Genomic DNA, 10,168 nt, shown 5'->3' on the forward strand with positions numbered 1-10,168 from the left:
ATTCTATTTGATGCCGGCATCGCTCCCCTCACCTGCCGTTCGATCAATCCAAAAACGGTATCGATCGATACCCGCTTGAACTTGGACACGCCGCGGCGTGCGCCTCTACCACTCCTGACGGTGGTCATCTGCGAGAGCGAGAGCCGACGACGCACCAACGTTTCTCCTGAGGGCTCCCATGGGAGTTCGACCAGGCAACTCAACGGCGGCTTCACGGCCGCCGTCTTTGTATCAGGGATGATCGATGCTAGAGCTTCCGGGGAAGCGCCTTATCCATCTAAGGCATGCATCGATGTTCGACCTCAACCAGCTCCGCTGTTTCGTCGCGGTGGCGGAAGAACTGCATTTCGGCCGCGCCGCCGCGCGGCTCAACATGACCCAGCCGCCGCTGTCCCGGCAGATCCAGGTGCTCGAGCACATCATCGACGCGCCGCTTCTGGAGCGTACCAGCCGCTCTGTCCGCCTGACGCCCGCGGGGCGCAGCTTCCTGCCGGAAGCACGGCGCATCCTCAAGCTCGCGGAGAGCGCCTCGCAGGTCGCCCGCCGCATCGCGCTCGGCAAGACCGGCTCGCTGAAGATCGGCTTCACCGCGGCCGCGGCCTACGGTTACCTGCCCGATCTCATCGCCGCCTGCCGTGCCAGACTGCCCGAGGTGGACTTCTCGCTGAAGGAGATGGTGTCGGGCGACCAGTTCGAGGCGCTCACCTCCGGCCAGATCGACGCCGGCCTGCTGCGGCCGCCGATCGCGCGGCCCGAGCTTGCCAGCCGCCGCGTCGTCGCCGAGCCGCTGCTCGCGGCCATCCCGAAGAAGCATCCGCTGGCGAACGCCGACAGCGTCACCATCAAGGATTTCGACGACCAGCCCTTCGTGATGTACTCGCCCTATGAGAGCCGCTACTTCCATGACCTCCTGGTGGCGCTGTTCACCCGCGCCGACGTGCTGCCGCGCTACGTTCAGCATCTCAGCCAGATCCACTCGATCCTGGCCATGGTGCGTGCCGGGCTCGGCCTTGCCATCGTGCCGGCCGCGGCGACGAGTCTGAAGATCTCCGACGTGCGGCTGCGGCCGCTGAAACTCCGCAACCGCGTGCCCGTCGAGCTGTTCATGGTCTGGCGCCGCGATGACGAGAACCCGCTGCTGTCGCCGCTGGTCAAGATCGCCGGCGAATTGTCCTCCGCCGAGGCGCCGGAGGATTGATGCTCAACCCAGATCGGACGATGTACCGACCTCACCGAGGAGGAGATGGCGGAGCTGACAGTGCTGGTGCAGAAGCTGCCCGCCATGCGATCGTCACAACAGGCTGCAGAATAGCGTCCTGAAACTCGCAAGCACGCACCTCCGGCCATCCACGCGGCACATGAACGCGACAAGAAGCATGGACTCGGCGCCCGGGTTGAGGCTATGGCCATACAGGAGCTGATCCAGGGCTGGACCTTCGAGAACGAACGTCCGTGCCTCGTGCGTTAGAACACGTCGGGCATGATCCCGGAAAGCAGTTTCCGATGGAATCATGCCCCTTGAACAGGGAGGAAGAAGATGACGGCAATCCTGAAGAACTTCATCGGCGGCGAATGGGTCGACGGCTCCGGCGTCACGAAGAACATCAACCCCTCCAACACCAATGATCTCGTCGGCGAATACGCCAAGGCCGACAAGGCACAAACCGAGAAGGCCATCGCCGCCGCCAAGGCCGCCTTTCCTGCCTGGGCGCAATCGACCCCGCAGACGCGCTTTGATGCGCTGAACAAGATTTCTCTGGAAATCCTCGCCCGCAAGGAAGAGCTCGGCCGCCTGCTCGCCCGCGAGGAAGGCAAGACGCTGCCGGAAGGCATTGGCGAGGTCGGCCGTGCCGGCCAGATCTTTGCGTTCTTCGCCGGCGAAGCGCTGCGCCTGATCGGCGAGAAGGGCGCTTCGGTACGTCCGGGCATCGACGTCGAGCTGACCCGTGAGCCGGTCGGCGTCGTCGGCATGATCACGCCCTGGAACTTCCCGATCGCGATTCCCGCCTGGAAGATCGCCCCGGCGCTCTGCTACGGCAACACGGTGGTGTTCAAGCCGGCCGAGTTGGTGCCTGGCTCTGGGCATGCGCTCGCCGAGATCATCACCCGGTCGGGCATTCCCGCCGGCGTATTCAACCTCGTGGTCGGCTCCGGGTCGGTGGTCGGCCAGACCCTGCTCGAGCACCCGGACGTGGCCGCGATCTCCTTCACCGGCTCGGTGCAGACGGGTCGCAAGATCGCGCAGGCCTGCGTGCTCTCGAACCCCATGAAGAAATTCCAGCTCGAGATGGGCGGCAAGAATCCGCTGGTCGTGCTCGACGACGCCGACCTCAAGACCGCCGTCGAAGTCGCGGTCAACGGCGCCTATTTTTCGACCGGCCAGCGCTGCACCGCCTCCTCGCGCCTGATCGTCACCGAGGGTATCCACGACCGTTTCGTCGCCGCGGTGGCCGAGCGCCTGAACAGCCTGTCGGTGGACGATGCGCTCAAGGCCGGCGTGCATATCGGCCCGGTGGTCGACCAGAGCCAGCTCGACCAGGACCTGCGCTACATCAAGATCGGCCAGGAGGAAGGCGCCAAGCTCGCCTTCGGCGGCGAGCTGCTCAAGCGCGAGAATCCCGGCCACTACCTCCAGCCGGCGCTGTTCACCGAAGCCAACAACAACATGCGCATCGCGCGTGAGGAAATCTTTGGCCCGGTCGCCGCCGTCATCCGCGCCAAGAACTACGAGGAGGCGCTTGCCATCTCCAACGACACCGAGTTCGGGCTCGCCTCCGGCATCTGCACCACCAGCCTGAAATACGCCTCGCACTACAAGCGCAACAGCGAGTCCGGCATGGTGATGGTCAACCTGCCGACCGCCGGCGTCGACTATCACGTGCCGTTCGGCGGCCGGAAGGGCTCGAGCTACGGCGCCCGCGAGCAGGGCTCGTACGCGCGCGAGTTCTACACCACGGTGAAGACCGCCTACACGTTCCCGGGCTGAGACGCCGTCGACCGTAGAGATCGTAGGGTGGGTTAGCGCAGCGTAACCCACCTCTTCTGCTTCCCAGGACAAAGGCGTTGGTGGGTTACGCTGCGCTAACCCACCCTACAAATCCCGGAGTCCGCGATGGACCAGGACGTCGCAGCGAAAGAGCAGCCCCGCTACATCAAGCTCAACGAGCGCGACAATGTCGCAATCGTGGTCAATGATTTCGGGCTGCCCGCCGGATCGCGCTTCGCCAGCGGCCTGACGCTGCGTTCCTTCGTGCCACAGGGACACAAGACGGCGCTGGTCGACATCGCGGAAGGCGCACCGATCATCCGCTATGGCGAGGTGATCGGCTACGCGCTTTCCCCAATCCTGGCCGGCGAATGGGTGGACGAAGCGCGCATTCGCATGCCGGAGGCCCCTGACCTCGACAAGCTCGAGATCGCAACCGCCATTCCCGCCGCGCAGCCGCCGCTCGAAGGCTTCACCTTCCAGGGTTATCGCAATCCCGACGGCTCGGTCGGCACCAAGAACATCCTTGGAATTTCTTCCTCCGTGCAATGCGTCAAGGGCACGATGGAGTATGCGGTCAAGCGGATCCGCGCCGAGCTGCTGCCGAAATATCCTGGCGTCGACGACGTCGTGCCGCTGACCCCCGCCTATGGCTGCGGCGTCGCCATCACCGCTCCTGATGCAGTCGTGCCGATCCGCACGTTGCAGAACCTCGCGCTGAATCCGAACTTCGGCGGCGAGATCCTGGTCGTCGGCCTCGGTTGCGAGAAGCTCGCGCCGGAGCGGCTGGTGCCGGAAGGCGTCAGCGATGCCATCATTCGCATGCAGGACGAGGCCTTCGACGGCTTCGGTGCGATCGTGGATGCCATCATGACCCAGGCCGAAGCCCGCCTGAAGGTGCTCAATACGCGCGAGCGCGAGACCTGCCCGGCCTCCGATCTCGTCATCGGCCTGCAATGCGGCGGCAGCGACGCCTTCTCCGGCGTCACCGCGAATCCCGCCGTCGGATTTGCCGCGGACCTCCTGGTGCGCGCAGGCGCCACCGTGATGTTCTCGGAAGTGACGGAAGTGCGCGACGCCATCCAGCTGCTCACCCGCCGTGCCATCAACGAGGACGTCGGCCGCGCGCTGGTACGCGAGATGGCCTGGTACGATTCCTATCTGGCCCGGGGCGGCGCCGACCGCAGCGCCAACACCACGCCTGGCAACAAGAAGGGCGGCCTTGCCAACATCGTCGAGAAATCATTGGGCTCGATCGTGAAGTCCGGCTCGAGCGCGATTCAAGGCGTGCTCTCGCCCGGCGAGAAGGCGACACAGAAGGGCATGCTGTTCGCGGCAACGCCGGCCTCGGACTTCATCTGCGGCACGCTCCAGCTCGCCTCCGGGATGACCCTGCAGGTGTTCACCACCGGCCGCGGCACGCCCTATGGCCTGGCCGCCGCGCCCGTGATCAAGGTCGCGACCCGCAGCGAGCTCGCCCGCCGCTGGAAAGACCTGATCGATTTCGACGCCGGCAGCATCGCCACCGGCGAGAAGACCATCGAGGAATGTGGCTGGGACCTCTTCCGGCTGATCCTCGACGTCGCCTCCGGCCGCACCAAGCCGTGGTCGGACCGCTGGGGCATCCACAACGATCTCACGCTGTTCAATCCCGCGCCGGTGACCTGAGGCGTTTTCGAGCCAAGTAAATTCCGGTTCGCCCAAGAACGCGTCAGACAGAACCGTCACGGATCGTCGATCAGGTGCATGTCGCCGAGCGTGAGCGGCAGGCTGCGGACGATGAGGTCCGCTATCGCCGCGCGCAGCCCTTCGCTCGATCCGGCCTTCTCGAACGGCCCATCGACCTGCCCGCTCGGCCCGCCGACCCTCACCGTTCCGGTGTTGTCGAGCGGCGCCGCCGCGCGCTTATCGATCACGTCGAACGACTTGCCGTCGATGACGCGAACCTCGTACAGCGCATGGATCAGCCCGTAGTCAGCAAGCAGCGTCCGGTATTCGGCGAGCCCGACGCCCTCGATGTTGCGGCCGTTTCCGAGCTTCGATCTTGCCCGGGTGATGACGATATACGCATCCAGTCCCTGCGGTGTGACATCGCTACGAACCAGTTCCTTGAACGGATCGCTGCGCAAGAGATTGACGGGCGCAACCACCGAATCCCGGATCGCAGCAAAGGCGGCACGCCTGTAGGTCACCGGCTGCACGCGAAAGCGTCCACTGAGCAGTCTCGTCGCCTGCTGGACGATCAGCTCGTCCAGTCCCCACGCGCTGATCGAGCTGCTCTGCGCGGCCTCGCCGAGTCCGGTCAGGCCGGCTCGCGTCAGGCTGATCTCCTCGCCGATCGCCGAGACGATGCCGACGGTCTTGATCGCCTGGATCCGGCTCGCGCGCGTCTCGAACGCCGCCGCGGCGCCGAGGGCGATGCAGAAGGCCGTGAGGCCGATCCACAGAAATGCAATGCGGCGCATGGCGGCTCATCGAATCCTGAAATCGAACGAATAGGACGCACCGACACCGACGGTGGTCTGGTTCGACGATCCGCGCAGCTTCACCAGCGGGCTGTCTGCGGTGTCGCCCAGCAGCTTCTCGTACTCGACATAGGCGTGAACCTCCCATTGTGGATTGATGCGATAGGAGATCTGGCTGCCGAAGCCGACCGAGTGCGCACCGCCTCTGGCGTCATATCTCGGAAGCCCCGATGCCAGCGCCTGCACGGCATCGACGCCGAAATACGGCGCAACGGCATTGGTGCTCTTCCAGGTGAAACGGGGGCCGGCCGAGATCGTCAGCCTCTGGATCAGAGGCACGATGACGTCGGCAGAAACGTCCGCGACGGTGCCGGTATGGCCGCCCATGCCCTGGCGCAACTCGCTGCGTAGGCGCAGCCAGTCGACCAGATAATATTCGACGAAGCCGCCGAGTTCATATGCGGCGTCGACATTGCCAAGGCCGGTCAGCTCGGAATATTTGTCGCTCTTGCGGGAGTCCACGTATTTGAACGCGGGGCCGGCGCGAAAATTACCGACGTCGAGCAGCGCGATGCTGGCGCTGTCGCGCGGGCCGCGAAACTGCTCGATCGAGCCGGAACGGCGGATGGAGAAGATCGGAATCGGCAGAAACTTCCCGTTGTTCGATCCGGCGAACTCAGGCCTGTATTCACCGCCGATGCCCACCATGACGGTCCAGTTTCCGGACGCCGAGGGCAGCATCGGCAGCTCGAATGGCGGCGCCGGCAGCGTGAACGCGGTCTGCGCCGATGCGGATTGAGGGATGGTCACGATCGCGCCGAGTGCGGCAAGCAAGGATGTCGTCAACCGCGCATTCACCGTGAGGCGGGGAGCAGCTTCTCTAAGACGTGTCATTACGGGGCCCCGGACCGGCCTTACCGGCCTGGTCGATTGTTGTGGTTGGAGCCCAGCATGTGGTCCGGCAAAATTGCCCGAAGATTGCAACGCAAGAGCCGCAGGCCCGCCCGTTGGCAGTATCCGCCGCGCGAAGGCTCGCCGGACCAACATTGCCCGAACATTGCCGGGACGCGCTCACGCCCCAAACTTTGGTCCGCAGTGCCGGTGAGCCCGCCCGCGTCTGCCTTTTATTCGCCAAGCTCGCTGAATTAATGGGAACCCTGCGCAGGAGCCGAAGCGCCAGACTTCGGCCAGGGAGCGTGACGCTCGCGATATCGTTGCCCAGCAGAGTCAAGGACGACCCGCGTGCGTTCCCTCGTGATCGAAGACGAACCGCAGATCGGCGCTTATGTCAGCCGGCTGCTCGGGCAATTGCACGGGATCGTCGATCTCGTCGGCTCGATCGCCGATGCCCGCCAGGCGCTGCACAATTTCAAATATGATCTTGCGATCGTCGACCGGATGTTGCCCGACGGAGATGCGCTCCAGGTCGTCACGGCGCTGAACCGGTCAGCCGAACGGCCCGCGATCATCATGCTGACGTCCAGGGACGCCAAGGAGGACGTCATCGAGGGCCTCAACGGTGGCGCCGACGACTATCTCGGCAAGCCGTTCGAGCCGCAGGAATTGATTGCGCGCGTACGCGCGGTGCTACGCCGGCCCCGGTTGCTCGCGCCTGTCGTGCTGTCGCTCGGCAATGTCGAGCTGCATCTCGGCAGCAACGAAGCCGTCGTTGCCGACACCAGGATCCTGCTGCGGCGGCGCGAGGCGCTGATCCTCGGGGCGCTGCTGATGCGGCGCGACCGCGTCATCACCCGCGCCGCCCTGATCGAGGAAATCTATGGTTTCGACGACGAGATCGAGTCCAACACGCTCGAAGCGCAGGTCTCGCGCCTGAGGAAAAAGCTGGTCGAGCTCGGCGGCGACGTCGAGATCCGCAGCATGCGGGGCATCGGTTACATCCTGCGGCTGGCAACGCCGCGATGACGTCGATCGCCCGGACCTTTTCGCTCTCGCTCGGCATCGCGGCGACGACGATCTTCCTGCTCATGCTCGGCATCTTCATCTGGCGGTATCCGACCGAGGAACGCGAGTTCAGGTCCTGTCAGGTCGTGGCTGCCGTTCTCGATCGCGCGACGGTCATCGAAGGACAAAAACTGACGGTACATTCGACTCCTGCCCTCGAGGAATTGAAGGCGGACAGCCCGAACCTCTGGTACGTCGTGTCCGCGGGCGAGCTGCTCAGCGAGTACGGCACCGAACATCGGCCCGCCCTCCCCTTCGTGTTTCCCTACCGCGGGCCCGTCGGCACGTCCGTCTTCAGCACCCTCGACCAGAACAGCACGTTCTGTCTCTCCGCCATACAACGGGGCTCGGTGCGGCTCGGGATGATGGTTGGCGAGCCTCGGGTCCGCTTCGGCCGGATTGCAAGGACGTTTCTCCTCCGCAGGGTCTTCTCGATCATCCTCGTGGCGCTGGCCTTTGCCGCAACCGTTGCCATCGGCTCGGCGCTTGCTGCACGTTACGTCTCGCGCAGCATCGAGCGGGTCGCGCGTCGCGCTCTCGCGATCGATCCGTCGGCGCCGCAAGGCTTGATATCCCTGTCGGAGGTTCCCTCGGAGCTGAAGCCGCTGGTCGCGGCGCTGAACCGCGCCTTCGGCGAGATCGACGCCTATATCAGGATGCAACGCCGCTTTCTCGGCAACGCGGCCCATCAACTGCGCACGCCGCTCACGCTGTTGCGTGCGAAGATCGAAGACGTGCCCGAGCCAGCCCTGAGGGCCGAGTTGGTGCGCGACGTCAGGCGGCTGACGTCGCTGGTGTCCGCCATGCTCGACCTGGCGCGGCTGCAGAATCACGCGGTCGAGAAGCGGCCGATCGATCTCGCCCAGATCACGATCGAGGTGCTTGCCGACTTCGGTCCCTCGGCGCTGGACGCCGGCATCGAGCTCGCGCTCGACCGGGCCGAGAAAGGTCCGGTCCTGGTGCAGGGCGTCGATGCCGCGATCCGCAGCGCGCTTGCCAATCTCGTCGGCAACGCGCTGATCCATGCCCGCGGCGCGCGCCGCATCGTCGCTTCACTGAGCCGCGACGGCGTCTCGATCGACGACGACGGCGCAGGCTTGCCCGGCGGCGCAGAACACAAGCTGCTCGAGCCCTTTCAGACCGGCAACACCGCCGGCGACGGCGCCGGGCTCGGCCTATCGATCGTCCGCGAGATCATGGCCGCGCACGGCGGCGAGCTGATCATCTCGTCCGCGCCGGGCCGCGGCACCGCGATGAGCCTGCGCTTCCCCGTGACCGCCGACGCCGTCAAAGCTCCGCAGCTTGATCTGCAAGAGGGCTGAGCGGGCATCGGCGCTTCCCGCGAAACCGTCCGGAAACATCGGCGCGGAAAATTTCTTCCGCGTTTCGTCCCTTCGCATCACGCAATCAATATCTGCGCCATGGGTAACGGGAATGTTCGCATACCGGCGAACCTGTTCCGCCATCGCGGCGACCAAACCTCCGATTGACATCTTCCACGGAGATTTCCAATGCGTGTTCTCTCGATGATTGCCGTTGCCGGTGCCATGATCGCGGGCTCGACCGCGGCGTTGGCAAGCGAGCTTCCCTCCTACGAAGTGACGTCGTTTCCGATCACGGCGACGCAGGTCCAGATACTCGGGGGCGCCGGCGTCGAGGAACAGTCGGCAAGCCCTGCGATGATCGTCGCCGGCATGCCGGCGTCGCCCGTGCAGGCCTCCGTGCTGTCGCCGCGGACGAAGCGGTTCGCGAGCGCGGGTTCGAATAACCAGGCGCGCTGAGCTCGCGCCAACGATCACTTCTTGCGCGCTGAATTCTCCACCACGTCATGGCCGGGCTTGTCCCGGCCATCCACGTCTCACTCAGCGGCACCAAGAACGTGGATGCCCGGGACAAGCCCGGGCATGACGGCCTCTTCCACCTCACGCGGACTGACGCGCGTCTACGTCATGCTGCCCGGCATGAAACAGCGCACGCGCGGATGGCCGTCGACGTAGTGCTTCCACACCATGGTGCGGCCGAACTTGTTCGGAACGGTGATCACGGCGCCGTCGGGCACCACGACCCACTCGTCGTCGATGCGCACGCGGTAGCGACCACGATCGGTCTCCCAATCAACGTCGGCAATGACGTAGCCGTCGGCATCCGAGCAGCATTGCCCGAATTCGCTGTGCAGACTCTCGAACCAGGGTTTCAGGGGCGAGTTGGCGAACCGGCCGTCGTCACGCGCCGACGCCGAATGCACCACGACCGTCAGCCCCAGCAGCACGGCGGCACACTGTCTTGCAGGTCTCATGTAATCTCCGCGGTCGAAGTGATCGCCGCGGGGCAAACGCTGCCGTCCGCCGTCCGCACGGTGCGCGGCAGGCGCGGAGGCGGCGACTCGTTCCCCCGGCAGCTTTGCGGACAGCTATGCAAATCCAGCGCCAGCGCGCATTCCGGGGAACTACGAGGAGCGACGTGGCGGCACGGACCAGCGGCCCGGTGACGAGGGAAAACCGCGTGCCAAAGCAAGAGCTATTGAGGCCGCGCGGCGCGGCCGGCGCCCTTACTGCTTGGGGGCCGGCGCCATCATGGCGCCGCCCTTCTTCGGTGCGGGTGCCGGCTGCTTCGCGGCCGCAGCCTGCGCCGGCAGGTACTTTGCGACGATCGCAGGATCCACCTGGGCGATGTTGGCGTCCGGCAGACGCGTCCAGGTCTCGTCCTTGCCGAGCAGCGCGATGCCGAGATAGCCGCGCAGCGTGAGGGTCTGGCC

The 10,168-nt window shown here is 65.4% G+C and carries 9 protein-coding genes and 1 pseudogene; 6 read left to right on the plus strand and 4 right to left on the minus strand.

What is annotated here, in order from left to right; all coding sequences use genetic code 11:
- Positions 1–292 precede the first annotated feature (292 nt).
- The 3 genes from JHD07_RS22375 (at position 293) to garD (ending at position 4,654) form a co-directional block, all read left to right on the plus strand.
- On the plus strand, positions 293–1,198 hold the full coding sequence (locus tag JHD07_RS22375) for a LysR substrate-binding domain-containing protein (RefSeq protein WP_291625866.1): 906 nt from the start codon (positions 293–295) through the stop codon (positions 1,196–1,198).
- Between the two features lie 339 nt (positions 1,199–1,537).
- Positions 1,538–2,986, plus strand: coding sequence for an aldehyde dehydrogenase family protein (locus tag JHD07_RS22380; RefSeq protein ID WP_291625868.1), 1,449 nt, complete (start codon positions 1,538–1,540; stop codon positions 2,984–2,986).
- Positions 2,987–3,112: 126 nt separating this feature from the next.
- Complete coding sequence (garD, locus tag JHD07_RS22385) at positions 3,113–4,654, plus strand: galactarate dehydratase (protein ID WP_291625870.1); 1,542 nt, start codon at positions 3,113–3,115, stop codon at positions 4,652–4,654.
- A gap of 56 nt (positions 4,655–4,710) precedes the next feature.
- Here the strand turns inward: garD and JHD07_RS22390 are convergent, their stop codons facing one another.
- Complete coding sequence (locus JHD07_RS22390; protein WP_291625871.1) at positions 4,711–5,451, minus strand: hypothetical protein; 741 nt, start codon at positions 5,449–5,451, stop codon at positions 4,711–4,713.
- 6 nt (positions 5,452–5,457) lie between these two features.
- Positions 5,458–6,345 (minus strand): MipA/OmpV family protein, encoded by an 888-nt coding sequence (locus JHD07_RS22395; RefSeq protein ID WP_291625872.1) that lies wholly within the window; start codon positions 6,343–6,345, stop codon positions 5,458–5,460.
- Positions 6,346–6,693: 348 nt separating this feature from the next.
- Between JHD07_RS22395 and JHD07_RS22400 the strand changes: the two genes are divergently transcribed.
- The 3 genes from JHD07_RS22400 to JHD07_RS22410 all read left to right on the plus strand — a co-directional run bounded on the left by JHD07_RS22400 (position 6,694) and on the right by JHD07_RS22410 (position 9,194).
- The gene (locus tag JHD07_RS22400; protein ID WP_291625873.1) at positions 6,694–7,374 is read left to right on the plus strand and encodes a response regulator transcription factor; all 681 of its coding nucleotides are present in this window, start codon (positions 6,694–6,696) and stop codon (positions 7,372–7,374) included.
- Positions 7,371–8,735 (plus strand): HAMP domain-containing sensor histidine kinase, encoded by a 1,365-nt coding sequence (locus JHD07_RS22405; RefSeq protein ID WP_291625875.1) that lies wholly within the window; start codon positions 7,371–7,373, stop codon positions 8,733–8,735. Before JHD07_RS22400 ends, JHD07_RS22405 begins: the two co-directional genes overlap by 4 nt.
- 189 nt (positions 8,736–8,924) lie before the next feature.
- The gene (locus tag JHD07_RS22410; RefSeq protein ID WP_291625877.1) at positions 8,925–9,194 is read left to right on the plus strand and encodes a hypothetical protein; all 270 of its coding nucleotides are present in this window, start codon (positions 8,925–8,927) and stop codon (positions 9,192–9,194) included.
- Between the two features lie 161 nt (positions 9,195–9,355).
- On the opposite strand, the gene JHD07_RS22415 is transcribed toward JHD07_RS22410, so the two are convergent.
- The gene (locus tag JHD07_RS22415) at positions 9,356–9,709 is read right to left on the minus strand and encodes a hypothetical protein (RefSeq protein ID WP_291625879.1); all 354 of its coding nucleotides are present in this window, start codon (positions 9,707–9,709) and stop codon (positions 9,356–9,358) included.
- A gap of 252 nt (positions 9,710–9,961) precedes the next feature.
- Positions 9,962–10,168: pseudogene (locus JHD07_RS22420) on the minus strand (DUF2147 domain-containing protein); the annotation flags it as partial.

Origin of the sequence: Bradyrhizobium sp. (assembly GCF_016462955.1) — a bacterium.
Taxonomy (GTDB): Bacteria; Pseudomonadota; Alphaproteobacteria; order Rhizobiales; family Xanthobacteraceae; genus Bradyrhizobium.